This window comes from Lysobacter yananisis, assembly GCF_031199375.1.
Taxonomy (GTDB): domain Bacteria; phylum Pseudomonadota; class Gammaproteobacteria; order Xanthomonadales; family Xanthomonadaceae; genus Lysobacter; species Lysobacter yananisis.
On the sequence record NZ_CP133568.1, the window covers coordinates 340,713 to 366,948 of the forward strand.

The following is a 26,236-nucleotide window of genomic DNA, read 5'->3' on the forward strand; positions in this document are numbered from 1 at the left end:
CCGCGGCGCTCACTCGGCGGGTCGCGAAAACCGCAACGTCGCCACCACCCCGCGCTCCTCGCCCGGTTTGACCCGCACGTCCCAGCCGTACAGGTCGCACAGGCGCCGCACGATCGACAGGCCGATGCCGCCGCCCTGCGAGTGCCCGGCATGGGTGCCGCGATAACCGCGCTCGAACAGCTTGGCCGCGTCCTCCGCGCTCAGGCCCGGGCCGGAGTCGATCACGTCGACCGAATCCGGATGCAGCCGCACCACCACGTTGCCTTCGGTGGTGTACTTGACCGCGTTGCCGATCAGGTTGCCCAGCGCCACCGCGACCGCCGCCTCCGGCGCGTCCACCACCAGCCCGCGCTCGCCTTCCACGCTCAACGCCAGGTTCTTGGCGCCCATCTGCGCGCGGTGCGCGTCGAGCAACTGCTCCGACAACCGGGCCAGGTCGGTCGAGCCGTGACCGCGCTCGTTGCGCGACAGCAGCAGCAGCGCGCTGATCAGGTCGGTGCACTGCTGCTCGGCGCGCTGGATCCGCAACAATCGGTTGCGACTCTTCTCTTCCAGATCCGGCCGCGACAGCAGCAGCTCGACCGCGCCCTTGATCACCGCCAGCGGCGTGCGCAGTTCGTGGCTGACGTCGGCGTTGAACTCGCGGTCGCGCTGGACCACGTTGGTCAGGCGCACCGCGTAGTCGTCCAGCGCCTCGGCCAACTGGCCGACTTCGTCGTCGGGGAAGTGCGCGGCCAGCGCTTCGGACTGGGCGCTGCGGCCGGAACGCTTGATCCGGTTGGCCAACTCCGACACCGGGCTCATCACCCGCGAGGCCGCCCACCAGCCCACCAGCAGCGAGAACAGGGTGAACACCAGCACCGACAGATACAGCGCGCGGTTGAACTGGGCCTCGCTGCGCGCCGAGGACGTGGTGTCGTAGGCCAGGAAGAACCACGCCTTGGGCGTCTTGCGCACCGCCAGCTTGTAGGCGAACGGCCGGCCGTCGTCGCCGACGCCGTTCATGGTGACGATGCCGTCCTTGAGCTCGTACCACTCCGGCCGGTTGACCCGCACCGATTCGAACTTGTCCGGCGTATAGACGAACGCGCGCACCTGGTCGAAGCCGAACTGCGGGTTGCCCGGCGCCAGCTCGAACTGCTGCGCGGCCTTCTCGATGTTGCGGTTCATCGCGTCTTCGATCAACTGGTTCTCGACCCGCGTGCGGGTCCAGTTGGTGGCGAAGGCGAACATCGTTGTGAGCCCGAAACCGAGCAGCACGAACGACAGGATGATGCGGCTGCGCAAGCGCCGCCGGAAGCGCTTCTTCTTTCTCAGCCGCGCCGCGGAAGGATCGGACGGGGCCACGCGTCAGCCGTTTTCGGGCGCTGCGATGCGATAGCCGATGCCGTGGCGGGTCTGGATCAGCGGGGTGTCGAACGGCTTGTCGACCACCGCGCGCAGGCCGTGGATGTGCACGCGCAGGCTGTCGGAATCCGGCAGCTCCTCGCCCCACACCCGGGTCTCCAGTTCCTGCCGGGTGACCACCGCCGGCGAGGCTTCCATCAGCGCCTGCAGGATCTTCAGCGCGGTCGGGTTGAGCTGCAGCAGCTTGCCCTGGCGGCGCACTTCGAGCGTGTCGAGGTTGTATTCCAGATCGGCCGCGTTGAGCACCCGCGTCTGCACGCCGCGGCCGCGCCGCGACAGCGCGTTCAAGCGCACTTCCACTTCCTGCAGGGCGAAGGGCTTGATCAGGTAGTCGTCGGCGCCGGAGTCGAAGCCGGCGAGCTTGTTGTCGAGGCTGTCGCGCGCGGTCAGCATCAGCACCGGCGTCTGCTTGCGCGCTTCGTTGCGCAGCTTGCGGCAGACTTCCAGGCCGTCGATGCCGGGCAGGTTCAAGTCGAGCACGATGGCGTCGAAGTCGTGCACCACCGCCAGGTGCAGGCCGGTGATGCCGTCGGCGGCGAAGTCGACGGTGTGGCCGCGGTCTTCGAGAAAGTCGCCGAGGTTGGCGGCGATGTCCTGGTTGTCTTCGATTACGAGGATGCGCATGAGCTCGTCCCAATGGGGGTGGCGGTACGACCATGGCCGCACGCAACAGGTTCCGTAGGCGTCGCGCGCCAAGCGGCGACGGCAGGCGGTGGATTCTGCCAGAGCGTTTGTAAAATGAACGGGAAACGCCCCTGCCCGCAAGCAGGCGGCATCGCGCCGAAGCGGCGAATGGGCCAGAAGTCATGGCCCCGGGTCCGCGCCCCCTGCCCCCGATCGCGGCCAAAAAACAAAGGCCCAGACGCGGGGCCACCGCGCCTGGGCCAAAAGGTGTTGCCCCGATTACCGTAACCTGCGTTCGCCCAGATGACGTCTGACGAGGAGCGTGATTGGGTGGAGCGGCAGTGCTTCGGTGGGCCAAAGCTACGCGGATTTCGATTAAACCGTCGTTAAAAACGGTGTTAAATAAAAGTTATCCGCAACCGGAAATTGGAGTCGTCCGGGCCCGGCCCTTCCGCGCCGGGGACCTGCCGTTCGGCGGGTCACCGACAGATGACCTGCCCGGCTTGCCATTTGCCGGGGATCGGGCAAGCCAGACCCCGGGAAAACGCCCCGTTCAGCGTCTCGCGGCGAGCCGACGCGCCGGTTTTTCCCGGACCCGCCCGGCCACGTAGTCGACGATTTCGATCGCCACGTCGACCCCGCTGGCCTCCTCGATGCCCTCCAGGCCGGGCGAGGCGTTGACCTCCAGCACCAGCGGCCCGCGCGCGGACCGGATCAGGTCGACGCCGGCCACGCCCAGGCCCAGGACCTGGGCCGCGCGCACCGCCACGTCCTGCTCGGCGGCGCTGGCGCGCACGCCCTTGGCGGTGCCGCCGCGGTGCAGGTTGGAGCGGAAGTCGCCCTTGGGCGCCTGCCGCTTCATCGCCGCGACCACCTTGCCGCCGACCACGAAGCAGCGCAGGTCCGCGCCCTTGGCCTCGGCGACGAACTCCTGCACCAGGAAGTTCGCGTAGAGCCCGCGCAGCGCCTCGATCACACCCTTCGACGCCGACAGCTTCTCGGTCAGCATGACTCCGGCGCCCTGGGTGCCCTCGTTGAGCTTGATCACATGCGGCGGCGGGCCGAGCATCGACAGCAGGTCGGCGGTATCGTCGGGGTTGTCGCCGAACACGGTCGCCGGCAGGCCGATGCCCTGCGCGGCCAGCAGCTGGTGGCTGCGCAGCTTGTCGCGCGCGCGCAGGATCGCGTCGGAGGTGTTGGGGCTGTAGCTGTCCATCAGCTCGAATTGGCGCAGCACCGCCGAGCCGTAGCGGGTCACCGAGGCGCCGATGCGCGGGATCACCGCGTGGTAGCCGGCGATCTCGCGCCCCTTGTAATGCATCTGGAAGCCGTCGGAGGCGATGCGCATGTAGCAGCGCAGCGGGTCGAGCACGCGCACGCTGTGGCCGCGGTCGCGCGCGGCTTCGACCAGCCGGCGGGTCGAGTAGAGCTTGGTGTTGCGCGACAGGATCGCGAGCTTCATGGCGGGGTCGGCTGCAAGGTGGGAAGGGGATTCGGCGGAGTTGGGGCGTGTGCGCGCGGGTTCAAGCGTGCCGGACCGGACGCGCCGTTCTCGGACGCGCGGGCCGGTACGCAGGCTCAGGCGCGCGGCGGACGGCGGCGCACGCGCCCGTGCAGGAACGAACGCGCGGGATCGACGGTGAAGGCGTGCGCGACCGCGGTCCGGCCCAGCAGCATCGGGAAACGCATGCCGCGACGATCCGCCAGGTTCATGTCAATTTCGCGCTCGCTGCCGGCCAGACTCAGCACGGTGCGGATGAACACGCGGCGGGTGCGGTGGCCACCGGAGTCGGTGACCTCGCGCTCGTCGGCCACCGGCGCGAGCGCCTCGACCTCGCCGCCGCCGGCCGCGCCCGGGCGCAGGCGGAAGCCGACCCACGGCGCGCCGGCCTCGACGAAGCGCCATTGCGCCTCCACGTGCAGGGCCGAGCTGCGCGCGCCGGTGTCGATCTTGGCGCGCACCGCGGCGATGCCCAGGAGCGGCAGCGCGGCGTATTCGCGCCAGCCCAGGACGATCGGCGCGTGGCCGGACGGGCCCGCGGCGATCGCCGGCGAAGACAGGATCGGGGAAGACATCGCACCTCCGTTGTGGCGAACGCTGAAAGGACTCGGGGGCGACAACAGGGACGGCGGCGGGCGGCTTCGCGGCCGCGCGCCGGCCGGTCCGCAGCGGGCGCGCAAGCCGCGCCCGTGGCTGCGATGCGATGCGCGACGGCGGGCCGGCCGCGCGACCGGGCGCGCAGTCTAACTCGGCCGCGTTGCGAGCGTCGATGCGTTCGTTGCGGCGTCGGGCGGGAATGATTTTTTTACATCGGCCGGCACGCTCCGCGATGGCCGCGGCGTCGCCCCAAGCTGACCGATTCAGCCACGCCGACATCCCCGCCGCGTCCTGCGCGATCCAATCCGCGAGCGCCGGCCCGCACGCGCCGGCCGCCGGATCAGTTGCGGCAGTTGCGCCGTTCCTCTTCCACTTCCTGCGCTACCGCCTCGGCGCCGAGCACGGCCAGGTCGCGGATGTTCTTGCGCGTCTCCGCGCAGTCCGACGGACCGCCGCCGCCGAACAGCAAACCGATCTGTCCGACCGTCGACGCGATCGAACGCGGCGGGCGCATGCGGAAACGCTGCGCGCCCTGCCCCGGCAAGTCCGGCGCGCGGCGGGCGAAGGGCTTGGCCGGCGGCGACGGTGGCGCGTCCCACGGCGCGCGCGTGGCCGTGGCGGCGGGCGCGACCGGCACTGGCGGCGCGGGACCGATCGCCACCGCGGTCAGGCCGGCGTCGGTCGTGGGATCGGCGGCGTCGGCCGCTATGCGCGCAGGCGGCGCGCGATGGCGCGACGCGGGCTGCGCACGCGCAGGCGGGTTCACCGGTGGCGCCGCCGCTGGTTCGCGCGGCGCGGGCTCGGCGGGCGGCGGCAACCACACCAGCGTCAACGCGTGCGCGTCGACCGCGGCGCTGCGCGGCATCAGCGCCTTGCCGGCCAGCCAGAACAACGCGGCGTGGAACGCCACCACCGCCGTCCAGGCCAGCACCGATTCGCCGCGCGAGACTTCGCGCGCCGCGCCTGCGCGCACCGCCGGCGCCACCGGCGTCGATTGCTCAGCCTGCATCCCTCTGCCATCCCTGCGAGTCGTGCGAACCGCGCGAGTGTGCGCACAAGCGCGGGCCGTCGCGAGTGCCCGGCGAGGCCCTCGGTTGCTTGGCGTTCAAGCAGCGCTCGCCGCCGAACGGCGCCGGCTCGCCGCTGCCGCACCGGCCTCAGCCGGCCGCCGCGAGCGGCAGGTTGTGGCCGATCCGCCACAGCACGCCGGACGGATCGGTCAGGACGAAATCGCGCAGGCCCCAGGGCCGGTCCTGCGGCGGCTCCAGGCGCACGCCGAAGCGCTCCACCACGTCGGCGGCGAGCACCCGCGCATGCCAGTCGTCGGCGTTCTCCACCAGCAGGTGCATCATGAAGTTGCCGGCGTGCTCGGGCACATAGAAACGCTGCAGCAGGAAGCTGGTGTTGCCGTGGCGCACATAGGCCAGGTCGTCCGACGACCATGGCAGCTCGAAGCCCAGCGCCAGATAGAACGCCTTGGCGCGCTCGAAATCGCGCGCGGGGACGAAGGCCTTGATCTCGACGACGGTGAGGTTCATGCGCGATGTCCTGCTGGAGTCGACCGCGAGAATGGGCCGGCGCGGCGCCGCGATCAACCGCGCCGCCGCTATCATCCGCGGGCCGCCGGCGCGAACCGGCCCACACCCCGCTGCGGACGACGCCATGACCACCGCCACCGACCTCACCGCGCTGCTGCTCGACGCACTCGGCCAGCGCATCGACGCCCCCGCCGCCGCGCGCCTGGCGCAGGCAATGGGCGTCAAACCGTTCAAGAACGCCACGCCGAACAGCAGCGTGCATATCGGCAACCGCAAGCTCGGCCTGGAAGTGGCCGCCACCGCGCGGATCGTCAACCGCGCCTTTTTCCCGCCGCGCAAGGACGGCCGCCGCTGGGTGTCGTGGGTGTCGCACGCCTTCGTCTACCCGAACTACCGCGGCGCGCTGCCGCCGGGATTCGACTGGTCGCTCGACGACGCCGCGCTGGGCGCGCGTTTCCGCCGCCGCGTCGAAGGCGGCCTGGAGGAAGTGCGCTACACCCTGCCGCCGCCGCGCGAAGGGCTGGAAGCGAAGGCGACCCTGGACGAAGACCGCGACCGCCCGCGTCATCTGCTGATCCGCGTGGCCGAAGAGTCCGACTACGCCACGATCCATCCCGGCGGCGACCCCGCGCACTCGGTCGAAGACGGCTTCTTCGCCGCCTGGTGCGCGCTCAACGACGTGCTGCGCGCCGACCGCCTCGACGCCGACGCCCTCGCCGCGCTGCGCGAACGCCGGACCACCCCGCTCGCATTCCTGTCCGGTCCGCTCGGCGGCCTGCTGTGGCAGGGCGACGTGCGCCCGCGCCACGCCTCGTTCTGCCACGCCTACGCCAAGCGCCTGATGGCGCCGGACGCGGCCTGCGCCTTGTTCGACGCGCGCGAGCTGTTCGGCGACGCCAATTACTGGCGCAAGCCCGGCGAAGCGATGACCGAAGACAATTGGGAAAACTTCGACCGCATCGCGCCGCGCTATTCGCAGCGCCTGGCGCAGTGGCGGCGCGGCGAGATCCGCTCGACGGTGGACCGGCCGCAACCCGACGACGACGCGGATCGGGACTGAGCCGTCGCCGCGCTAGTCCGCGTCGGTGGCGAAGCGCAAACGGTTGCCGTCCGGATCGGTCACCGACATCTCGCGACTGCCCCACGGCGTGTCGTGCGGCGCTTCGGTCGGCGTCACCCCGTTGGCGCGGAAGCGACGATGGCATTCATCCACGTCCGGCACGATCAGATACACCGCGCCGCCGACTTCGCAATCGCCGGTGTGTTCGGTCAGGAACAAGGTCTGACCTTCGCGGGTGATCTGCAGGAACAGCGGGAACCCCGGCTCGAACTGGTGCTGCCAATCGACGCTGAAGCCCAGCCCGTCGACATAGAACGGCAGGCTGCGTTCGGCGCTGAGGACGCGCAGTTGCGGAATGACGGTCTGGCGCATGCGGACGCTCCTGAGGGATGAGGCGGTCGTGGCGGGCGACGGCCGCAGTGTCTCACTCTGGCAGGTGCGATGCCGCCGCCCCAGGGTTCGTGGCCGATTGCCGCCTCGTCGCCTCGTCGCCTCGTCGCCTCGTCGCCCCGTCAGCCCGCCGGGCCTTCCGCCTTGACGTAGACCTCCTGCCAAAGCTCGACCCGTCCCGACCCGTCGAACTTCAACAGCAGCATCGCCTCGAAGCGATCGACCGACCCGTCGAGCCGGTCGACCCGGGCGCTCATGACCAGGACCGCGGACGCCTCGTTCGCCACCGTCTCGTGCACTTGGTAATCGATGGCCGCGATCGTGCGCCGGAACCCGTCGAGGAATTCCTTGTAAGCGCGCCGATCGGCCTCGTAGGTCCGCCCGTTGGCCTTGACCACAAGCCGATCCGCGAACCGCTCGCCGACCGCGGCCTCGCTCAAGTCGCTGTCGTGGGTCAGATGCGCGCGGTTCCAGTCCAGGAGACCGAGCGCCCATGCTGCGTTCGCATCCGTTTTCGATTGCATGTGCCGTCCTGAGCGATTCGATCCGGGCCTCATCATAGTGGCCGGGCAGGCAGACGACGCGCAGCGGACTTGGCCGATTCCGGCGATATCGCTCCGCAGCGATCCCGCCATGGCAAGTCGGGGGCCGCGCGCCTCAATGGCGTTGCGCGTACTGCGCCGCCATCAGCGCCTGGATGTGCCGATACGGCTTGCAGATCATCTCGAAGGCCTCGTTGCGGTCGTCGCCGGCAACGCCAGGAAAACCGCTAACGCGCCCACAGGCGAGTCGTCGAAAAGTGTGTGGCAAGGCTGGGATGGCGCTTCCTGATCGGTCCGGCGCGTTGCGCGCCAGGGAAGCGAGACGATGGAGCGGGTGATGGGAATCGAACCCACGCTAGCAGCTTGGGAAGCTGCAGTTCTACCATTGAACTACACCCGCGTCGGATCGAAGTCTATGACGCGGCGGCGCGGGTGGCAAATCGGGACGGAGGGGCCGTCCTGTTCTGGTCGAAAGGCGTCGGGCCTGAAGGCCCTCCCACAAGCGCAGCCGAAGCGCCGATAGCTTTTGTGGGAGGGCCTTCAGGCCCGACGCTTTCGGCTCAGGTCGCCGCGATCCGGACAAAAAGAAACCGGGCCTCCCGGCCCGGTTTCTCGTTCCTCGCATCAAGATCGAACGCGGACAACCCATCGGCCGCCCGCGCCGGCATCAGAAGCCGCCGCCGATTTGCGCGAACACGGTCGTGTTGTTGCCGCCGTCCTGGTGGACGGTGGCGCTGGCGCCGAGGTTGGCGTCCAGGCCGAACAGCTTGGTGCGCACGCCGAACAGGAGGGTGCCGTAGTCCTGGTCGAATTCGCGGTTCTTGACCGAGTACCAGCCGGTACCCGGCAGGCTCTGCAGGCGCGCGTGGGCGTCCTTGGGCGCGTCTTCGAACTCGCGGTCCAGGGTCAGGCGCGCGTAGGGGCGGAACTTCTCGCTGTGGGTGTAGTTGACCTGGTAACCGACGCTGCCGATCAGCGAGTCGTAGCTCTGGTCGGGGTAGGCCAGCGAGGTCGACAGGGTCGGGTCGCTTTCGGCGAATCCGTCGATGTCGATGCGCTGGGCAACCACGCCGAGCACCGGGCCGTGACGCAGGGCCTCGCCGAACTCGTAGCCGGCGTTGATCGCGGCGGTGACGTTCTTGCCGTCGGTCGAGCCGTGGTGGGTGCGGGTGGCGATGCCGAGGTTGGCCTTGCGGTCGATGTCGAGGTCGAGCTTGGTGTAGCTCAGCTGGCCGTTGACCCAGGCGCGCTCGCCGTACCAGCCGATGAAGCCGCCGATGCTGGCTTCCTTCTGCTCGAAGTCGCCGTTGCGCAGGCCGAAGTCCTGCTTCTGCTGGCCGTAGCCGAGGAAGCCGCCGAACACCAGGTTGCCGCGGGCCCAATCGATGCCGCCGGTCAGCGCCGGACCGGCGCCGTCGTAGACGTCGCCGTGGCCGTAGCGCTGGAAGTCGCCGCGCACGCTGCTCCACCAGCGCATGCCGTCGCCGTCGGGACGTTCGGCGTGGCTGGCGACCTGGTCGGCGCGGGCGCGGCCGGTCATCGCGGCCGAGTTCGGCAGCACGGCGACGAAGCGCGGGGCCTCCAGCACCGAGATCGCGTAGTCGGCCAGGATCTGGTGCGAGCGCGAGGACGGATGCACGCCATCGGCGAAGGCGTAGGAGTTCGGCGCATCCGGCGCGGCGTAGTTCAGCGGGCTGCAGGTGACCGAGGACGCGGTGATCTGCGGGTTGCAGCCGGTGCCGGTGACGTTGCTGATGCCGAACGGCGCGGGGTTGTTCACCACTTCGCGGATCAGGTTGTAGGTGTCCAGCGGGATGAAGCGCAGGCCGGCCGCGCTGAGGCCGCCGTAGAGCGCGTTGTTGTAGGTGGTCGCGAGTTGGCTGCCGGCCGCCATCTGCGCCGGGCCGCCGGCGCGGAACTGCGGGGTCGAGCCCAGGTCGGGGATGTTCGGCACCAGGATGTACTGGGCGCCGGCGTTGTTGAGGGCGGCGACCACGCCGACCTGCGCGGTCACGGCCGCGCCGATGGTGGCCTGCGCCGGCGCGCCGCCGGCGACCGCGAACAGGTCGTTGGCGCCGCCCCACACGGTGTACAGGGCGTTGGGATCGGCGCGGCCGCCGTTGGCGGCGAGGTACTTGGTGGTCTGGGTCGCCAGCGAATCGATCGGGCCGAGCGCGCCGCTGGTGTTGGTGCCGGTGCGCGCGCCGCCGACGGCGTAGTTGGTGCCGCCCTGGTTGTCGCTGGCGGCGTTGGTGCCGTAGTAATCGGCCAGCCATTCCGACCAGACCAGGCCCGGGTTGGTGGTGAAGCGGCCGATCAGCGCGCCGTTGGGGCCGACCGCCTGGATCAGCGCCGGGCGGAAGTGGCCGGAATCGGTGAGGCTGTCGCCGATGAAGACGGTCTGCGAATAGGGGCCGCCGGCGAAGGCCGGGGCGGCGGCCAGCGCCAGGGCGGCGGCCAGCGCGGTACGAGCGGTTTTCATCAATGCACTTCCTTGCTTCTTATGGGGCTTGCGGTGGCGGCGCCCGCGGCCCGGAAACGGGCGGCGCGAGCGCCGGACAGGCGTGCTTCCGACGGTAGGCGCTGCGCATACGGCAGCGCATGGCGGCGGATGGCGCGAATCGAAACACGGTCACGGCGAGGCTGGCAAGGCGCAGCGCGGCAAAGCCGCGGGCGCGCGGCCGGCTCCCGGCGGCGGATTATGCGCCCGCCGGCGCGGATGCACCGGGGCCGGAGGTCACGGCGCGGGAAAGCGGCGCGGGCGGCGGCGCGGGATCGCGGCGGCGGGGCCGACGGCCGGGCCGGCGGTGTTGCCGGGCTTGGCGGTTGCGGCGGCGGCGTGCCGCAACCGGGAACGCGCGGCGGCGGCGGCGGATGCGGCGAATACAGGCGCGGCACGCGGCGACGGCGCGCGCAGCGGGCGATGTCGGTCCGGCCGCGCGGCTGGCCGCGCCACCCGGCAACGGCGACAATGCCGGCATGAATATTCTGCTCAATGGCGAAGCGCGCGCCCTGGTCGCGCCGGTCACCTTGCTCCAGTTGCTCGCGGCCGAAGGCCTGGGCGAGCGGCGGGTCGCGGTGGAGATCAACGGCGAGATCGTGCCGCGCGGGCGCCACGGCGAGACAGTGCTGGCCGAGGGCGACAAGGTCGAGATCGTGCACGCGCTGGGCGGGGGTTGAGCGCTGGGGCCGATGGCGGCGTAGTTGGGTTCGCTACCTCTAGGAGCGGCGCGAGCCGGGACTGCGGGGGCGCGGGCGATGGAACTTTCGCCGTGAATGCGGTGGCGCGGTCGCGGCTTGCGCCGCTCCTACAGGGGCTGCGGGCGGGATCGTCGTTAGTGGCGGTTACGTGGTGGAAAATCCGATGTGGATTCCAGCTTTCAGCGGAACGACGGTAAGACAGTGCGCGGCTCTCGCGGCCGTCTCGACGAGTACGCTTGCTCAGCGCCCCCTCGCACCGTCATTCCGGCGAAAGCCGGAATCCATGTTGATCTCGCTCTCGCCCTGCCCCGCGAATCCACAAGCTCAAGGGCGCTGCGCGCTCCAGTTGAAGTAGACCGGATTCCCCATCAGCGCCAACCGCCCCTGCGCATCGCGCACGTCGATACGCAGCCAATGGCGGCGGCCGTCGCTGGGCCAGTCGAACTCGAACGATTGTTGCGCCGCGCTCACCTGCGGCCGCGCGATCAACGCCGCCTTGGCGCCGTCCAGCGTCGCCTCGACCCGGCCGCCGGCGAGGTTGCGTACCTGTACGCGCAGGCGCGCGCGCTGGCCCGCGGGCACGACCAGTTCGCCGCCCATCGCGGCTTCGTTCGCGCCGTGCCGGGCCCGCAGTTCGAGCAGGCGGTCGCGGCTGCCGAAGGCGTCCACGAACACGTTGCCCGCGCGCAGGCCGTCGAGGATGCCGGCCTCGGACAGTTCGCGCGCGTGCACCACCGTGGTCGGCCGGCCGATGCGGCTGGGGCCGAAGGGTTCCTCGGCGGCGGTCGGCGCGTCGTGGTTGTCGCTGCCGCCGACGCCGGTGAGGCGGTGGCCGGCATCGAGTCCGCGCTGCCAGAACGCGATGCCCGAGCCCGGCGTGTCGGCGTCGCCGCCGTTGATCGCCTCGACCATGCTGACCAGGCCCAGGTCGGCAGCTGGCCGCGGCGTCCAGCCGCAGCCCATGCAGCGCTCGTCGGAGGGCCGGATCGGGTGGTTGATCGACACCGCCAAACCGCGCCGGCGCATCTGCGCCAGCACCGCGTTCCAGTCCGGCACCGCCGCGCTGCCGACACGGAAGTCGACCGGCGCGCGCACGCCGAAGACGTTGGCGTGGCCCTGGAAAGTGGTGATCTCCATGCCGGGAATCAGCAGCAGGCGGTCGAAGTGCGGCTGCAGTTCGCGCAACGCCGGCAGGTGCGAGACGGTGTTGTGCTCGGTCACCGCGACGAAGTCCAGGCCGGCCGCGACGGCGGCCTGCGCGCTGAGGAACAGCGGGCACGGCGCGCGCGCGCCGCTTTGGCCGGCGCAGTTGCCGTCGCTGTGGGCGCTGTGCATGTGCAGGTCGCCGCGGTACCAGCCCGCTTCGCTGCGCAACGGGGCCTTGTTCTCCTGTGGCAGCGCATCCGGCGTGGCCGCAAGAGTGAGGCGGATGCGCGCGGTGTAAGCGGCGTTGCCGCCGGCGCGGATGTTGGGGATGCCAAGCAACAGCTTCCATTCGCCCGGCGTCAGCGCGCCGGGCGAGTAGGACGCGGTGGCGTCGCTGGCTGCGACGCTGAAGCGGCGCTTGTTGCCGCCGCTCCAGCCGCGAAAACCGTCGCGGCCGAGGAATTCGCCGGGGCCGAGCAGGCCGAGGTCGATGGTGGTTTTGTCGCTGCGGTCGTAGTCGAACTCGACTTCGATGCGGGCGGTCCCGGCCGGAACCTGGAACGGGAGTTCGCGGTAGGTTTGGTTGTCGGCGCCGGTGATGCGGCCTTGCAGGATGAGATCAGCGGGCCCCGCGGCGACGAGTCGCGCGTGCGTCGCTTCGTTGGCGTGTGCGGGCCCTTGCGCGAGCGCGGGCGCGCTCATGCACGACGCGGCCAGCGCGACTGCGAGCGCGCAAGCCGCCGCGAGGAGGTGCATGGCTTTGCCCTGGAAACCCGTTAGCCCGCGCGCCCTCACACCGTCATTCCCGCGAAGGCGGGAATCCAGAGGCCTCAAGCGTTCTCGCACGAAAAGCCCTGGATTCCCGCGTTCGCGGGAATGACGGCTGGGGTGGCGCGGACGGGTCGGATCGTTCATCGCTTCGGTCGATAATTGCGTATCGGGCATCGCACCGGCTCAGTCGTGCTCGTCGAACGTGCCGCTCGCGTACGCTTCTCACGCGCGCTTCTGACGCGCATTCCTCAGTCGTGCTTCTCGGGCGCTTCCACAGCCCTGTGAGCGCAACGATCCTGCGCGCGCAGCGGATTGCACCGCACCACCTCGCTGCGCGGAAACGTCACCCGATAGCGGCTGAAACGCAGATCGGGCTTGGGATAGTCGGTGGAGATGTACTGCGCGCCGCTGGCGAACGCGGCCTCGCGCCGGCGCGGATCGTTGCGGCGCGCTTCGGCGGTATCGGCGTCGGCGCGGGTGCGCACCAGGAAACCGGCGCGCACCGCCGCGCGGATGCGCTCACCATCGGCGACCGGATCGTTGATCGTCAGATAGGCCGCGTCCGCCGAGGTTTCGTCGCCGTTGACGAACATCGCCCGCCCCTGCAGCGAACGCCGCGCGCCGCGGTACAGCGCGACCTTGCGCGGTTCCTCGTCGAGCGCGAACAGGACTTTTCCGCGCGCGACACCGAGCTTCGGCCAGCCGCCGGCGAGCACCGCCTCGCGCAGGGTCGCGGCGCGGCCGCGCACGTCGTCGGGCGTAATCAACTCGTCGGCCGCGAACACCGCGCGCACTTCGGCGTCGAGCGCGTCGAAGGCCTTGGCGTCGAACGCCAGCGGCGCGGCCGCGCCGGGCCCGCCCTTGCCGTCCTTGGCGTTGATCAGGATCAGGATCGGCGCGTGCTGCGGATGCTGGCGCGACCAGGCGCGGATCTGCCGCAGGCATTCGACGAAGACCATGCATTGGCTGCGGAAGTCGATGTCGGCCAGGTGCATGACCTTGAACCCCGGCTGCGCCATCCGCGCGGCCACGCCCGACGGCCACGGCCCGGCCTCGCCGTAGCCCTGGCGCAAGGCGCCGGGCGGATGCGCGTAACGGCCGCCTTGCGGGTCGTAGTAGACGTCCAGCTCCAACTGGCGCATGCCCAGTTCGAGTTGCTCGTGCAGCGGCGCGTGGGCGTAGTCGAGCGAATCCGCGCCGGCGGCGTCGCGGGCGCGGTGCGCGGCCAGTTCCTCGGCCGGGATCGCCAGCTTGTAGCTGTTGTGGGTGCCGATGGCCTGGACGTCGGCGAGGCCGAGGTTACGGTCGATCCAGGCCTCGGCGCAGTCCGGCCCGGCCTGCGCGGCGTCGGCGGCGTCGAGCTTGCAGGCCGGATCGACCGGCCGCGGCGCGGCCGGTTCGTCGTGCGCGCGCGCCGTTCCCGCCAGCGCGCAGCACAGTCCCAACGCCAACATCGGCAATGCCCAAGCCTTCATGTCCGCTCTCCGCATCGAAACCGGCAACGATACGCCCGCCACCCGACCGCCGCCGCTCAGAACCGGTACATCAGCGCCGCGCGGTAGCCGCGCCCCAGCAACGGCCGGGCGATGAAGGTGTTGTTGCCGGCGTCGGCGCTCTGCAGCTCGCCGGCGCGCGGGTTGCCTTCGGTCAGGCCCAGCGAATTGGTCAGGTTGTCGGCGTACAGGTACAGGCTCAGCCCCGGCGCGAACTCGTAGCGCGCGCTGGCGTTGATCACGTAGTACGACGGCAGCTTCACCGAGTTGGCGGTATCGACGAAGCGCTCGCCTTCGTGCTCGTACGAGACCTGCAGGCGCAGGCGCTCGTCGAGCAGGTTGAGGCCCGGCACCACGCGGAAGCTGTTCTTGGGCACGCGGATCAGCTGGTTGTCGACGAAGTCGCGCAACACCGGCGCGCCGTTGACCAGTTCGGTGTAGCGCAGGCCCTTGTACTTCGGGTCCTGGATCGTTGCGGTCGCCTGCAGGTCGAACCAGCGCACCGGGGTCCAGAAGCCTTCCAGCTCCAGGCCGGTGGTCTTGGTGTCGGCGAAACCCTGCTGCACGGTCGAGGCGCCGCTGCCCAGGTCGAACACGTAATTGCTGAAACCGACGTTGTCGTACTTGGTGTAGAACAAGGTCGCGAACAGGTCGAACTGCTCGTTGCTGAACTTGTAGCCGATCTCGCCCAGGTCCATGGTCTGGGTGACCGGGCGGCCGTTGGGATCGTTGGCGCAGGCGGCGAGCTTGGCCAGGTCGCAGTTGGAGTACTTGGTGATGTAGCTCGACAGGCTCGGCAGGCGGAACGCCGGGGTCCAGCGCGCGAACACGCCCTGGTGCGGATCGAACTGCCAGTTGGCGCCGACGGTCCAGCCGATCTTGTCGAATTTCTGGTCGTAGCTTACGAAGCTGCCCGAGCCGGTGAGGATCTGCGAAGTCGCCGCGGTGCCGAGGTTGACCTGCTTGCGCACTTCGGTCCAACCCTCGACCTTGACCTGCTCCCAACGCACGCCGGCGTCGATGCGCAGCTTGTCGTTGACCTGCCATTCGTCGGACAGGTACAGCGCCTGGGTGGTGGAACGGCCGCTGGCGTTTTCCCACTCGTAGCCGTAGCGGTACACGCCCTTGTCGGTCAGCGTGCGCAACGGCCGGCCGGCGGCGTCCACCGCGACCAGGTCGAGCAGGCGCGCGTTGTCGCGCACATCGGTCAGCACATTGGACGAATAACGATCGAAGTCCTGGTCGAAGCGGGCGTAGTAGTAACCGAGCGTGACATCGTGGCTCTGTCCGCCGAAATCGAAGCGGCGCATCAGGCGGGTGTCGCTGATCAATTCATCGACCGGCATGGTCACGCCGCGCAGGCCGGAGATCGTCATCAGCCCGTTGCCGTTCTGGTTGGATGCGAACGCCTGTTCCGGCGCATCCACATAGCGCAACTGCGCGCCGACCGCGCCGGGCACCGAGGCGATCAGCTTCTTAACCGCCGAATCGGCGTAAAACTTGGCGTCGCTCTGCAGGGTCAGCGGGAACACGCCGTTGCGCTGGGTGCGGGTGCGGCTGTAGCGCAGCGACTGCGCCAGCTGGAAGCCGGCGCCGAGGTCGTAGTCGAACTTGGCCGTGTACTGGTCGCGCTTGACCTGGGTGCCGAGCGCGTTGTCGAAGTCGTACAGCGAACCGTCGCCCTGGATCATGCCCAGGCGCCGGGTCTGCGGCCCGGCCAGGGTGCCGTCGTGGGCGTCGAAGCCGGGCACGCCGCGGATCTTGCCGTCGGCGTAGCTGCGCATCGGGATGCCGAGGTACAGCGCGACTTTGTCGTCCACGCGCTTGTAGTCGAAGCTGAAGTTGCCGCGCTCGAACGCGCGCGACAGGTTGATGCGGTATTGGCCGCCGTCGTTGGCCGGATAGCCCGGGTCGCGCAGGCCGTCGTCGCTGCGCCAGAAGCCGCCCAGGCCCAACTTCCAGCCGCCGCCGAGGGGCGTGCCGAAGAACAGGTCGTAGCGGGTCAGGCCGTAGTCGCCGACGGTGAGCTTGGCCACGCCTTCGGCGCTGTCGCCGACGCTGCGCGGGATGAAGTTGATCGCGCCGGCCGGGGCGTTGGAATAGAACACCGACGAGGGCCCGCCGCGCACCACTTCGACCCGCTCGACGGTCTCGTCGAGGCGGAAGGCCTGGTCGCCGTTGAGGTAGCCCAGGGCCGGATCGTGCTGGACCGGGATGCCGTCTTCGAGCAGGGTCACCGAGCCGAAGCCGTCGACCGGGATGCCGCGCGCGCGGATGTTGCCGCTGGCTTCGCCGCCGCTGGCCTCGACCCAGAAGCCCGGCACCGACTTCATCGCCTCGGTCACCGAGGTCGGCGCCTGCAGGCGCAGGCGCTCTTCCTCGATCGCGGTGATCGAGTAGCTGGTCTCGGCCTTGCTGCGCTGGCGGGTGCCGGAGCGGCCGGTGACGATGACTTTGTCGAGGTCCACCGCAGCGGCGGAGCCCTCGCCGTCCGAGGCCGATGCAGGCGTTGCGGCGTCGGCCCGCGCCGCGCCGGAAGCGCCCGAAGCCGCCTCCTGCGCCGAAACGGTGGCGGAAAACCCAGCACAAACGAGGCTGGCGGCCAGGGCGAAGCGGATCGCCCGGGTGAGCTGGCGGGAACGAGAGGTCATGGCGGCGGACGGCGGATTCGGAAGGAAGGGATCGCTGCCGTCGGTTCCGTCCGAAGCCGTGCATGGCGCCCGGCAGCCGCGATGAATGCTGAACGCCAAGGCTTAAAGATTCGTGACACGGCGCGCGCAATTGCCGCCAGATCCGGTCAAGTCCGCTGCCGATGGAGCAGCTTCGGCCCTTGCGGGAGGGCCTTCAGGCCCGACGCTCTTGTTCCAGATCACCGCGATCGGACCGGAAAGCGTCGGGCCTGAAGGCCCTCCCACAGGGAGCCGTCGGGCCACAGCGGCCACCTCGACGCCCCACGGCCCGCCCCCCATCGGCCATAATTGCGCGATGACTGACACCGCCTTCTCCGATCCGCTGGTCATCGCCGGCAAGACCTACCGCTCGCGCCTGCTCACCGGCACCGGCAAGTTCAAGGACCTGACCGAAACCCGCCTGGCGACCGAGGCCGCGGCCGCCGAAATCGTCACCGTCGCGATCCGCCGCACCAACATTGGTCAGAACCCGGGCGAGCCGAACCTGCTCGACGTGTTGCCGCCGGACCGCTACACCCTGCTGCCCAACACCGCCGGCTGCTACACCGCCGACGACGCGGTGCGCACCTGCCGCCTGGCCCGCGAGCTGCTCGACGGCCACACCCTGGTCAAGCTGGAAGTGCTCGGCGACCAGCGCACCCTGTTCCCCGACGTGATCCAGACCCTCGCCGCGGCCGAAACCCTGGTCAAGGACGGTTTCGACGTCATGGTCTACACCTCCGACGACCCGATCCTGGCCAAGCGCCTGGAGGAAATCGGCTGCGTCGCGGTGATGCCGCTGGCCGCGCCGATCGGCTCGGGCCTGGGCGTGCAGAACAAGTACAACCTGCTGGAGATCGTCGAGAACGCCAAGGTGCCGATCATCGTCGACGCCGGCGTCGGCACCGCCTCCGACGCCGCCATCGCGATGGAACTGGGCTGCGACGGCGTGCTGATGAACACCGCCATCGCCGGCGCGCGCGAGCCGATCCTGATGGCGCACGCGATGAAGCTGGCGGTCGAAGCCGGCCGCGCCGCGTTCAAGGCCGGGCGGATTCCGCGCAAGCGCTACGCCAGCGCGTCGAGCCCGGTCGACGGGCTGATCGGCTGATATGACGGACCCGTTCTCCAGCGACGGCCACAAAGCCCCGCCCAAGCCGTTCACGGTCGAGGAAGGCCGCCGCCAGGTGCGCAGCTTCGTGCTGCGCCAGGGCCGCTTCACCCCGGCCCAGCAGCGCGCCTTCGACGAACTGTGGCCGCGCTTCGGCATCGACTACGCCGGCTCGCCGCGCGATTACGACGCGATCTTCGGCCGCAGCGCCAAGCGCGTGCTTGAAATCGGTTTCGGCAACGGCGAGGCGCTGCGCTACGCCGCGCAGAACTACCGCGATCGCGACCTGATCGGCATCGAAGTGCACGCCCCGGGCGTGGGCCGGCTGCTCAACGCCCTGGCCGAGGACGGCAGCGATCATGTGAAGCTCTACCACCACGACGCGGTGGAAGTGCTCAACCACGAAGTCGCCGACGGCAGCCTCGACGAGGTGCGGATCTACTTCCCCGATCCGTGGCACAAGAAGCGCCACAACAAGCGCCGCCTGGTCCAGCCGGCGTTCGCCGAACTGCTGGTGCGCAAGCTCGCCGCGGACGGACGCTTGCACCTGGCCACCGATTGGCAGGACTATGCCGAACAGATGTGGGACGTCCTGGACGCGACCAGGGGGCTCGCCAACCGCGCAGGTCCGCGCGGCAGCGTGCCGCGACCGGAATGGCGCCCGCAGACGCACTTCGAGACCCGCGGCCAGAAACTCGGCCACGGCGTCTGGGACCTGCTGTACGACCGCGTGCCCGACGACCGTGTGCCCGACAACGGCGGCGGCACGGCGCAGCAGGCGTAGCGCGGACAGGTTTTCCTAGCGACCCGACCGAGACCCCGACCGAACCGGCATGGACACCTCCCTCGCGCTCACCACCGACATGATGCTGGTGCTCGGGCTGGTGGTGTTCACGATGGCGATGTTCCTGTTCGAGCGCGTGCGCGCCGACGTGGTCGCCCTGGTCGTGCTGGTGCTGCTGGGCCTGTCGGGCCTGGTCGAGCCGGACGAGCTGTTCAACGGCTTCTCCGGCAACGCGGTCATCAGCATCATCGCCACCATGATCCTCGGCGCCGGCCTGGACCGCACCGGCGCGCTCAACCGCCTCGCCGGCTGGCTGCTGCGGCGCGCGCACGGGGTCGAGCAGCGCCTGCTGCTGCTGACCACGGCGGTGGCCGGGCTCAATTCCTCGTTCATGCAGAACCCCTCGGTGATGGCGCTGTACATGCCGGTCGCCGCGCGCCTGTCCTCGCGCACCGGCCTGTCGCTGCCGCGGCTGCTGCTGCCGATCGCCGCGGCCATCGTCATGGGCGGCGCGCTGACCATGGTCGGCAACTCGCCGCTGATCCTGCTCAACGACTTGCTGCTCAACGCCAACAGCAACCTGCCCTCGGGCGCGGCGACCATCGAGCCGCTGAAGATGTTCGCGCCGCTGCCGATCGGCATCGCACTGCTGGCGGCCTCGCTGGCGTATTTCCATTTCTTCGGCGACAAGCTGCTCAAGGACGACAGCGACAAGGGCGCGACGCCGGCGCGCACCCAGAGCTATTTCGCCAAGGCCTACGGCATCGACGGCGACGTCTACGAACTCACCGTGACCGCCGACAGCCCGCTGGTCGGCATGTCGCTCGGCGAGGCCGAGACCCTGCGCGGCGCGCCGCTGCTGCTGGCGCTGAAGAGCGACAACGACTCGCGCCTGGCGCCGCCGGCCGACACCCGCATCTGGGTCGGCAGCGTGCTCGGCGCGATGGGGCCCAAGCAGCAGGTCGCCGACTTCGCCCAGAACCATTTCCTGCGTTTGTCCTCGCGCCTGCGCAACTTCGCCGACTTGTTCAATCCCAGCCGCGCCGGCATCTCCGAGGCGGTGGTGCCGGCGACCTCGGCGTACATCGGCAAGACCGCGGGGGACCTGCACCTGCGCAAGCAGTCCGGCCTGAGCCTGCTGGCGATCAACCGCGACAAGACCGTGCTGCGCGACAACGTCCGCGCCGTGCCGATGCGCGCCGGCGACATGCTGGTGTTCCACAGCATCTGGACCGACCTGGCCAGCGCCGCGGCGAGCAAGGACCTGGTCGTGGTCACCGACTACCCCAAGGGCGAGCAGCGCCCGCACAAGCTCAAGATCGCGCTGGCGATCTTCGCCGTGGCGATGCTGCTGGCGCTGTCCTCGCGCCTGCCGGTGTCGATCGCGCTGATGACCGGCGTGGTCGGCATGCTGATCACCGGCGTGCTCAACATCGACGAGGCTTACTCGGCGATCAACTGGAAGACCGTGTTCCTGATGGCCTGCCTGATTCCGCTGGGCTGGGCGATGGATTCCAGCGGCGCGGCGGCGTGGATCGCCGGCCACAGCATCGAGCGGCTGCCCCACGGGACGCCGGTGTGGGTGCTGGAGATCTTGGTCGGACTGCTGACGACCGCGTTTTCCCTGGTCATCAGCCACGTCGGCGCGACCATCGTGGTGGTGCCGCTCGCGGTCAACCTCGCGCTCGCGGCCGGCGGCAACCCGACCGCGTTCGCGCTGATCGTGGCGCTGTCGGCGTCGAACAACTTCATGACCGCGTCGAATCCGGTGATCTCGATGATCACCGGGCCGGCCGGCTACAGCGGCAAGGAACTGTGGAAGATCGGCGGGCCGCTGTCGTTGATCTATACCGTGGTGACGGTGTTGATGATCAACGTGCTGTTCTGGGGCAAATAAAGCGACGCCATACCACGCACGCCCCGAAGCCCGGCCAACCGGATAACCCTCCCGCTCCCGCGCCCCCACCTGGGCTGCCTGCAGGAGCGGCGCAAGCCGCGACTGCGAAAACGCACAGCGCGCGCAAGCAAGAAGCGCCGCCGCCCAAACAGATCGGGCACTACGGCGCGATCGCAAGCGTTCGCCGGCGATCAATTCCCGCAGTCGCGGCCCGCGCCGCTCCTACAGGTGGGCCAGGCGGCTTACGCCAGCCAGACTCCGCCGTCGCGCACATCGACCGCGACCGCGCGCAACGCTTCGCCGCGGCACGGCCCGGCCACGCACTCGCCGCCGCCCAGCTCGAAGCTGGCGCCGTGCGCCGCGCACACCAGCAGCCCGTCCTTGCTCTTGAGAAATTGCCCGGGGGCCCAATCCAGTCTGCGTCCGGCGTGCGGGCAGATGTTGAGCCAGGCGCGCACGGCGTCGCCGTCGCGGTAGAGCAGCAACGATTCGGCATCGCCGTCGATCGTCGCTTCGACCTCGGCGAAACCGCCGTCGGCCAGGCGCTCCAGCTCGATCAAGGGCTGCGCGCCGGAGCCGTCGTCGCCGGATGCGTTTAACGAAGTTCTCACACCATCGTTCATGCCTGGAACGATACTCATCTGTCCGGCCCAGGCCGCATTGTCTCACGACGACCGAAAATGTTCGCCCAGACCTTCCGATTCGCCGATCAACGTTCGCAATGGAATGCGTTCCAGTCGCGCGTGCGCAGCGCTTTCGAGCCGCGCAAGCCGCGTCACCGCCTCCTGCGCTTCGTCCTCGGCGTGGTCGGGCTGGGCCTGCTGGCGCTGCTGGTGTTCTTCAGCGTCTTCGTCGGCGCGGCGATGATCGCGGTCGGACTGGCCTACAAGCTATGGCAGCGCCGTGGCAAACCGATGACAGCGCGGGCCAAGGGCCCCGGCGACGTGGTCGAGGGCGAGTTCCGCGTGGTCGCGCCGCAGGCGCTGCCGCGCGCCGCCGACCGGGCCCGCTGAGCGCATGAGCGACGTCGTCGCGGCCGCGCCGGCCACCCGCATCCCCGTCCGCGGCCAGGGCCTGGCCGCCGATGCCGCCTTCCCGGTCCACCGCGTCTACTGCGTCGGCCGCAACTTCGCCGACCACGCCCGCGAAATGGGCGCGGCGGTGCCGACCTCGGCCGCCGACCGCGGCCGCCCGACCTTCTTCCTCAAGCCCACCGACGCGCTGGACACCGGCGAGGCCGTGCCCTATCCGCCCGGCACCACCGACCTGCACCACGAGGTCGAACTGGTGGTCGCGCTCGGCCGCGACGCGCCCGCCGGCGTGCTGCCGGTCGAGGACGCGCAGGCGCTGGTCTACGGCTACGCCGTCGGCCTCGACCTGACCCGCCGCGACCTGCAATCGCAGGCCAAGGCCAAGGGCCTGCCGTGGGACACCGGCAAGTCGTTCGACCACGCCGCGCCGATCAGCGCGATCGTGCCGGCCGCCGACGTGGGCGAACTGGGCGCGCGCGCGCTGAGCCTGGAGGTCAACGGCGAGCTGCGCCAGCGCGGCACGCTCGACGACCTGGTCTGGAACGTCCCCGAAATCCTGCACGAACTCTCGCAGCTGTACGCGCTGCGCGCCGGCGACCTGATCTACATGGGCACGCCGGCCGGCGTCGCCGCGCTGCAGCCCGGCGACCGCTACCGCGCGGTGCTGGAGGGCGTGGCCGAGCTGCACGGACACATCACCCCGCCCCGGCTATAGTCCGGCCCCGGCGCCGCCCGGATCGGCCGGCGCCGTCCACCGTCCTTCAGTCGTAACCTGGGAGAGAGCATGCGATGGGCATGATCAGCGAGTTCAAAGAGTTCATTGCGCGCGGCAACGTGGTCGACCTGGCGGTCGGTGTGGTCATCGGCGCGGCCTTCGGCAAGATCGTCACCGCCCTGGTCGACGGCATCGTGATGCCGGCCATCGGCTACATCACCGGCGGGGTCAGCGTCAGCGACTGGAAATACGTGCTCAAGCCCTCCCAGCTCGACGCGGCCGGCAAGGAAGTGGCGGCCGAAGTGGCGATCAAGTACGGCATGTTCTTGCAGACCGCGATCGACTTCATCCTGATCGCGTTCGTGATCTTCATCGTCCTCAAGGCGTACAACAAGGTGCGCAAGCCGGCCGAGGCGGCGCCGGCGGCGACGCCGGAAGACGTGCTGCTGCTGCGCGAGATCCGCGATTCGCTGAAGAAGTAAGCGAGCCGCGCGTAGCCTTCGAAGGGCGCCACCTCGTGGCGGCCTTCTTCGTTTCCGGGCGCAGCCACGCATGGCCGACAAAACCGCCGCCACCGACGCCTGTTGGCGCGACTATCTCGGACGCGCCGGCGGCGGCGCCGACGACTACGCCGTGTGCAGCTTCGGCGACAACCCGTGCGACGCCGCCGAGCTGGCGGCGCCGAATCGGCAAATACGGCAAAACGATGGACGACCAAACGCGCGAACCGGCGCGGATCAAACCCCGCTGCGGCCAGCGACAAAAATCCCGCGCGTCCGGCGTGACTTTCCTCAGGTAGCGCGCCCGCCGCGGGTTGTTAAGCTCGGCGTTTCGCCTACGCCGCGCGACCTCCCGCGCGGCCGGCCAGCACGAGGAGATTGGGGATGCGCGCACCGCTGTGGGCAGCGATGGCTGCCGTGTTGTTCACGGGTTCGATCCTGGCCGGCGATGCCGCCGCCGCACAGCGCGAAACGCGCATTCCCCAGGCCGCGGTCGATGCCGCCGGCGAACTGCGCGAACGCGCGCTGGCCAGCGACCTGGGCTTCAAGATCACCGAATCGCTGACCACCGAAGTCGGCCCGCGCCTGGCCGGCAGCGAGGCCGATGCGCGCGCGGTGGCGTGGGCGCAGGCCAAGTTCCGCGAGCTGGGCTTCGACAAGGTCTGGACCGAGCCGGTGACGTTCCCGAAATGGCAGCGCCGCAGCGAACATGCCGAGGTGCTCGGCGCCAGCGCCCAGCCGTTGCGCCTGACCGCGCTCGGCGGCAGCCCGGGCGGCACGGTCGAGGGCGAGGTCGTGCGCTTCGCCGACCTGGCCGCGCTGGAAGCGGCGCCGGCCGGCTCGCTGGCCGGCAAGATCGCCTTCGTCGACTACGCCATGCAGCGCGCAAAGGACGGTGCCGGCTACGGTCCGGGCGGTCGCGTGCGCGGCCGCGGCCCGTCGGCGGCGATCCGCGCCGGCGCGGCCGGCTTCCTGATGCGTTCGGCCGGCACCGACTCGCACCGCATGCCGCATACCGGCATCACCCGTTTCGACGAAGGCCTGACCCCGGTGCCGTCGGCGGCGCTGTCGGCGCCCGACGCCGACCAGCTCGCGCGCCTGACCGCGCGCGGCGCCACCCGCGTGCGCGTGGCCCTGGACTGCGGTTGGGACGGGCAGGCCACGTCCTACAACGTGATCGGCGAGATCCGCGGCAAGGGCAAGCCCGACGAAGTGGTGATCATCGGCGGCCACCTGGACTCGTGGGACCAGGGCACCGGGGCGATCGACGACGCCGCCGGCGTCGGCCTGACCATGGCCGCGGCCAAGCTGATCGGCCAGAGCAAGCTGCGCCCGGCGCGCACCGTGCGGGTGATCGCCTTCGCCAACGAAGAGCAGGGCTTGTACGGCGGCAAGGCTTACGCCGACAAGCACGCGGCCGACGTGCGCAAGCATCAGATCGGCGCGGAGAGCGACTTCGGCGCCGGCCGCATCTATGCCTATTCCAGCTCGGCGCCGGACTACGCCCAGGCCGCCGACAAGCAAATCGCCGATGCGCTGGCGCCGCTGGGCATCGAGCACACGCCCGGCAAGGGCGGCCCGGGCCCGGACATCGGCCCGTTCGCGGCCAAGGGCCTGGCCTGGGCGCGGCTGGCGCAGGACGGCAGCGACTACTTCGATTACCACCACACGCCCGACGACACCCTAGACAAGATCGATCCCAAGGCGCTGGCGCAGAACGTCGCCGCGTACGCAGTGTTCGCCTACCTGGCGGCTTCGGCCGACGGCGACTTCGGCAGCGCGCCGAAGCAGGTGTCGCCGCCGGAGGAGTGAGCCCCGGCCGACGCCGGACGCTCCGCTTGCAGCAGCAGGAGCTGCAGGCCGATGCCTTGGCTCTTGTGCAAGAGCTCCCAGGCCAATGGCCTTGGCTCTCGTGGGAGGGCCTTCAGGCCCGATGCTCTCCGCTCAGATCGCCGCAACCTGAGCGGAGAGCATCGGGCCTGAAGGCCCTCCCACAAAAGCATCCAGCCCCCCACAAGCGCATCGCCTTCGCGGCCTCGCCGCGAAGCCATCGGCGCCGCGCGCCGGAACCGTAGCCGCCCTCACGCTTTGCCGCGCGCACCCTGCCCTGTCCGCGCGCCGCTTTGCGTTATTTCCGGAACAGCGCGCCGTCCGGCCCGCCCTTCCGGAGCCGCCCTTGCGATGACCGACGCCCGCGACGACGCCGCCGAACCCACGCAGCGCCGCGACGACGGCCGGGCGCCCGGCGCCGACGCGGCCTCGCCGCAGCTCGCGTTGGCGGCGCTGCAGCGATCGCTGCGCGAGGCCACCGTGGCCTTGGGCGCGCGCGCGCTGGCGCAGCAGGGCGAAGCGGCGTTACGCGCCGACGCGGTCCTCGCCCATGGCCTGAGCCGGTTGAAAGCCCACCTGTCCGCGGCCGGCGACGGTCCGCACGCACCCGAGGCGACCATGAGCGAGAACACCGACAACGACGACACCGACGGCACCGCGGCGACGCCGAACGCCTCCGCGGGCGCGCACGCCGGAAGCAACGGCAGCGCCCCGCCGCCGGCCGGCGACGATGCCGATCCGTCCCAGCCCGAGCCGGAGGAACTGCTCGAACGCCTGCGCGCCGCGCTCGCCGGCGGCGAGCCGTATCGCTACGGCGGGATCAACCAGCAGATCGAATCGGCGCTCAAGCAATCCAACGAAGCCGTGCTCGGCGCGGCCGGCGAATTCGCCTACGGCCACCGCGCCGCCACCGACGCGTTCGCGTCCGGGCTGCGCAAGGTCTCCGACGCGCAGCACCGGCAGAACCTGCAGACCCTGCAGGCGGCCGCGCTGGCGGTGTGCCTGGACGCGATGCTCAAGCAACCGGATCAGGCCGAGGAGTACGCCGGCCTGCTCGAAGCGATCAAGCACATCGTCTGAGCGGCGCATGTCGCTGTTGTGGGAGGGCTTTCAGGCCCGATGCTTTTGTTTCAGATCGCCGCGGACTGAGCGGAAAGCGTCGGGCCTGAAGGCCCTCCCACCAAGAAACTGCAGCGCCTGCACAGGCGGCGGCGCTGGTGGTCTGCCTGGACGCGATGCTCAAGCAGCCGGATCAGGCCCGGGAATACATGAGCCTGCTCGAAGCAATCAAGCACATCGTCTGAGCGGCGAGCGCCGCTGTCATGCAAGGGCATCTTCTAGCGGCGAGCGCCGCTGTTGTGGGAGGGCCTTCAGGCCCGACGCTTTTGTTCCAGATCGCCACGAATTGAGCGAAAAGCATCGGGCCTGA

At 70.2% G+C, this 26,236-nt stretch carries 27 protein-coding genes, 1 tRNA gene and 2 pseudogenes; 14 read left to right on the forward strand and 16 right to left on the reverse strand.

What is annotated here, in order from left to right; genetic code table 11:
- Nucleotides 1-9: 9 nt before the first annotated feature.
- The 6 genes from RDV84_RS01525 to RDV84_RS01550 all read right to left on the reverse strand — a co-directional run bounded on the left by RDV84_RS01525 (nucleotide 10) and on the right by RDV84_RS01550 (nucleotide 5,667).
- The gene (locus RDV84_RS01525; protein WP_057946469.1) at nucleotides 10-1,347 is read right to left on the reverse strand and encodes a sensor histidine kinase; all 1,338 of its coding nucleotides are present in this window, start codon (nucleotides 1,345-1,347) and stop codon (nucleotides 10-12) included.
- 3 nt (nucleotides 1,348-1,350) lie between these two features.
- The gene (locus RDV84_RS01530; RefSeq protein ID WP_057946468.1) at nucleotides 1,351-2,031 is read right to left on the reverse strand and encodes a response regulator transcription factor; all 681 of its coding nucleotides are present in this window, start codon (nucleotides 2,029-2,031) and stop codon (nucleotides 1,351-1,353) included.
- 553 nt (nucleotides 2,032-2,584) lie between these two features.
- Complete coding sequence (gene rimK, locus RDV84_RS01535; protein WP_078999630.1) at nucleotides 2,585-3,493, reverse strand: 30S ribosomal protein S6--L-glutamate ligase; 909 nt, start codon at nucleotides 3,491-3,493, stop codon at nucleotides 2,585-2,587.
- Between the two features lie 116 nt (nucleotides 3,494-3,609).
- Complete coding sequence (locus RDV84_RS01540) at nucleotides 3,610-4,107, reverse strand: ATP-dependent zinc protease family protein (protein ID WP_309152249.1); 498 nt, start codon at nucleotides 4,105-4,107, stop codon at nucleotides 3,610-3,612.
- 362 nt (nucleotides 4,108-4,469) lie between these two features.
- A complete protein-coding gene (locus RDV84_RS01545) occupies nucleotides 4,470-5,138 on the reverse strand; it encodes a hypothetical protein (RefSeq protein ID WP_309152250.1) in 669 nt (222 codons plus the stop codon).
- 148 nt (nucleotides 5,139-5,286) lie between these two features.
- Complete coding sequence (locus RDV84_RS01550; protein ID WP_057946464.1) at nucleotides 5,287-5,667, reverse strand: VOC family protein; 381 nt, start codon at nucleotides 5,665-5,667, stop codon at nucleotides 5,287-5,289.
- A 124-nt stretch (nucleotides 5,668-5,791) separates the two neighbouring features.
- Between RDV84_RS01550 and RDV84_RS01555 the strand changes: the two genes are divergently transcribed.
- Complete coding sequence (locus RDV84_RS01555) at nucleotides 5,792-6,727, forward strand: hypothetical protein (RefSeq protein ID WP_309152251.1); 936 nt, start codon at nucleotides 5,792-5,794, stop codon at nucleotides 6,725-6,727.
- 12 nt (nucleotides 6,728-6,739) lie between these two features.
- Here the strand turns inward: RDV84_RS01555 and RDV84_RS01560 are convergent, their stop codons facing one another.
- From RDV84_RS01560 to RDV84_RS01570, 3 genes are all read right to left on the reverse strand, one after another.
- Nucleotides 6,740-7,099 (reverse strand): bleomycin resistance protein, encoded by a 360-nt coding sequence (locus RDV84_RS01560; protein ID WP_057946462.1) that lies wholly within the window; start codon nucleotides 7,097-7,099, stop codon nucleotides 6,740-6,742.
- A 140-nt stretch (nucleotides 7,100-7,239) separates the two neighbouring features.
- Nucleotides 7,240-7,641, reverse strand: a complete 402-nt coding sequence (locus RDV84_RS01565; protein ID WP_057946461.1) for a hypothetical protein — start codon at nucleotides 7,639-7,641, stop codon at nucleotides 7,240-7,242.
- A gap of 344 nt (nucleotides 7,642-7,985) precedes the next feature.
- Nucleotides 7,986-8,059 (reverse strand) — tRNA-Gly (locus RDV84_RS01570).
- Nucleotides 8,060-8,187: 128 nt separating this feature from the next.
- Between RDV84_RS01570 and RDV84_RS25650 the strand changes: the two are divergent.
- Nucleotides 8,188-8,244: pseudogene (locus RDV84_RS25650) on the forward strand (DUF6053 domain-containing protein); the annotation flags it as partial.
- Nucleotides 8,245-8,326: 82 nt separating this feature from the next.
- Here the strand turns inward: RDV84_RS25650 and RDV84_RS01575 are convergent.
- Nucleotides 8,327-10,120 carry an autotransporter outer membrane beta-barrel domain-containing protein gene (locus tag RDV84_RS01575; RefSeq protein WP_309153665.1) on the reverse strand — a complete coding sequence of 598 codons (1,794 nt, stop codon included), beginning with the start codon at nucleotides 10,118-10,120 and terminating at the stop codon, nucleotides 8,327-8,329.
- Between the two features lie 518 nt (nucleotides 10,121-10,638).
- On the opposite strand from RDV84_RS01575, the gene thiS reads away from it, so the two are divergent.
- Nucleotides 10,639-10,839 (forward strand): sulfur carrier protein ThiS, encoded by a 201-nt coding sequence (gene thiS, locus RDV84_RS01580; protein WP_057949975.1) that lies wholly within the window; start codon nucleotides 10,639-10,641, stop codon nucleotides 10,837-10,839.
- A 345-nt stretch (nucleotides 10,840-11,184) separates the two neighbouring features.
- Here the strand turns inward: thiS and RDV84_RS01585 are convergent, their stop codons facing one another.
- From RDV84_RS01585 to RDV84_RS25655, 4 genes are all read right to left on the reverse strand, one after another.
- Nucleotides 11,185-12,762 (reverse strand): CehA/McbA family metallohydrolase, encoded by a 1,578-nt coding sequence (locus RDV84_RS01585; RefSeq protein ID WP_309152252.1) that lies wholly within the window; start codon nucleotides 12,760-12,762, stop codon nucleotides 11,185-11,187.
- Between the two features lie 263 nt (nucleotides 12,763-13,025).
- On the reverse strand, nucleotides 13,026-14,252 hold the full coding sequence (locus RDV84_RS01590) for a phosphatidylinositol-specific phospholipase C1-like protein (protein ID WP_309152253.1): 1,227 nt from the start codon (nucleotides 14,250-14,252) through the stop codon (nucleotides 13,026-13,028).
- 56 nt (nucleotides 14,253-14,308) lie between these two features.
- Entirely contained in the window at nucleotides 14,309-16,921 is a 2,613-nt protein-coding gene (locus tag RDV84_RS01595) for a TonB-dependent receptor (RefSeq protein ID WP_309152254.1), read from the reverse strand.
- 102 nt (nucleotides 16,922-17,023) lie between these two features.
- On the reverse strand, nucleotides 17,024-17,203 hold the full coding sequence (locus tag RDV84_RS25655) for a DUF6053 domain-containing protein (protein WP_425608202.1): 180 nt from the start codon (nucleotides 17,201-17,203) through the stop codon (nucleotides 17,024-17,026).
- Here RDV84_RS25655 and RDV84_RS01600 point away from each other — a divergent pair.
- The 3 genes and pseudogenes from RDV84_RS01600 to RDV84_RS01610 form a co-directional block, all read left to right on the forward strand.
- A pseudogene (locus tag RDV84_RS01600) lies at nucleotides 17,118-18,050 on the forward strand (DUF6053 domain-containing protein); the annotation flags it as partial. The gene RDV84_RS25655 and the pseudogene RDV84_RS01600 sit on opposite strands and share 86 nt — an antisense overlap.
- A gap of 1 nt (nucleotide 18,051) precedes the next feature.
- On the forward strand, nucleotides 18,052-18,834 hold the full coding sequence (trmB, locus tag RDV84_RS01605; RefSeq protein ID WP_309152256.1) for a tRNA (guanosine(46)-N7)-methyltransferase TrmB: 783 nt from the start codon (nucleotides 18,052-18,054) through the stop codon (nucleotides 18,832-18,834).
- 49 nt (nucleotides 18,835-18,883) lie between these two features.
- Entirely contained in the window at nucleotides 18,884-20,731 is a 1,848-nt protein-coding gene (locus RDV84_RS01610; RefSeq protein ID WP_057946457.1) for an SLC13 family permease, read from the forward strand.
- Between the two features lie 242 nt (nucleotides 20,732-20,973).
- Here the strand turns inward: RDV84_RS01610 and RDV84_RS01615 are convergent, their stop codons facing one another.
- A complete protein-coding gene (locus tag RDV84_RS01615; RefSeq protein ID WP_231784017.1) occupies nucleotides 20,974-21,291 on the reverse strand; it encodes a Rieske (2Fe-2S) protein in 318 nt (105 codons plus the stop codon).
- A gap of 120 nt (nucleotides 21,292-21,411) precedes the next feature.
- On the opposite strand from RDV84_RS01615, the gene RDV84_RS01620 reads away from it, so the two are divergent.
- The 5 genes from RDV84_RS01620 (at nucleotide 21,412) to RDV84_RS25660 (ending at nucleotide 24,940) form a co-directional block, all read left to right on the forward strand.
- Nucleotides 21,412-21,744, forward strand: coding sequence for a hypothetical protein (locus RDV84_RS01620; protein ID WP_078999615.1), 333 nt, complete (start codon nucleotides 21,412-21,414; stop codon nucleotides 21,742-21,744).
- A 4-nt stretch (nucleotides 21,745-21,748) separates the two neighbouring features.
- A complete protein-coding gene (locus tag RDV84_RS01625; protein WP_309152257.1) occupies nucleotides 21,749-22,477 on the forward strand; it encodes a fumarylacetoacetate hydrolase family protein in 729 nt (242 codons plus the stop codon).
- Between the two features lie 74 nt (nucleotides 22,478-22,551).
- A complete protein-coding gene (gene mscL, locus RDV84_RS01630) occupies nucleotides 22,552-22,959 on the forward strand; it encodes a large-conductance mechanosensitive channel protein MscL (RefSeq protein WP_057946453.1) in 408 nt (135 codons plus the stop codon).
- Between the two features lie 426 nt (nucleotides 22,960-23,385).
- Nucleotides 23,386-24,789 (forward strand): M20/M25/M40 family metallo-hydrolase, encoded by a 1,404-nt coding sequence (locus tag RDV84_RS01635; RefSeq protein ID WP_309153666.1) that lies wholly within the window; start codon nucleotides 23,386-23,388, stop codon nucleotides 24,787-24,789.
- Between the two features lie 85 nt (nucleotides 24,790-24,874).
- The gene (locus tag RDV84_RS25660; RefSeq protein ID WP_425606459.1) at nucleotides 24,875-24,940 is read left to right on the forward strand and encodes a DUF6053 domain-containing protein; all 66 of its coding nucleotides are present in this window, start codon (nucleotides 24,875-24,877) and stop codon (nucleotides 24,938-24,940) included.
- Here RDV84_RS25660 and RDV84_RS25665 read toward each other — a convergent pair.
- Nucleotides 24,922-25,062 (reverse strand): DUF6053 domain-containing protein, encoded by a 141-nt coding sequence (locus tag RDV84_RS25665; RefSeq protein WP_425608190.1) that lies wholly within the window; start codon nucleotides 25,060-25,062, stop codon nucleotides 24,922-24,924. The genes RDV84_RS25660 and RDV84_RS25665 overlap by 19 nt on opposite strands.
- A 96-nt stretch (nucleotides 25,063-25,158) precedes the next feature.
- Here RDV84_RS25665 and RDV84_RS01640 point away from each other — a divergent pair, with 96 nt between their 5' ends.
- The 3 genes from RDV84_RS01640 to RDV84_RS25675 all read left to right on the forward strand — a co-directional run bounded on the left by RDV84_RS01640 (nucleotide 25,159) and on the right by RDV84_RS25675 (nucleotide 26,216).
- Nucleotides 25,159-25,887: a hypothetical protein gene (locus RDV84_RS01640; RefSeq protein WP_309152258.1), complete on the forward strand. Its 729-nt coding sequence runs from the start codon at nucleotides 25,159-25,161 to the stop codon at nucleotides 25,885-25,887.
- A gap of 18 nt (nucleotides 25,888-25,905) precedes the next feature.
- Nucleotides 25,906-25,956: a DUF6053 domain-containing protein gene (locus RDV84_RS25670; protein ID WP_425606457.1), complete on the forward strand. Its 51-nt coding sequence runs from the start codon at nucleotides 25,906-25,908 to the stop codon at nucleotides 25,954-25,956.
- 173 nt (nucleotides 25,957-26,129) lie between these two features.
- On the forward strand, nucleotides 26,130-26,216 hold the full coding sequence (locus tag RDV84_RS25675; RefSeq protein ID WP_425606456.1) for a DUF6053 domain-containing protein: 87 nt from the start codon (nucleotides 26,130-26,132) through the stop codon (nucleotides 26,214-26,216).
- Nucleotides 26,217-26,236 lie beyond the last annotated feature (20 nt).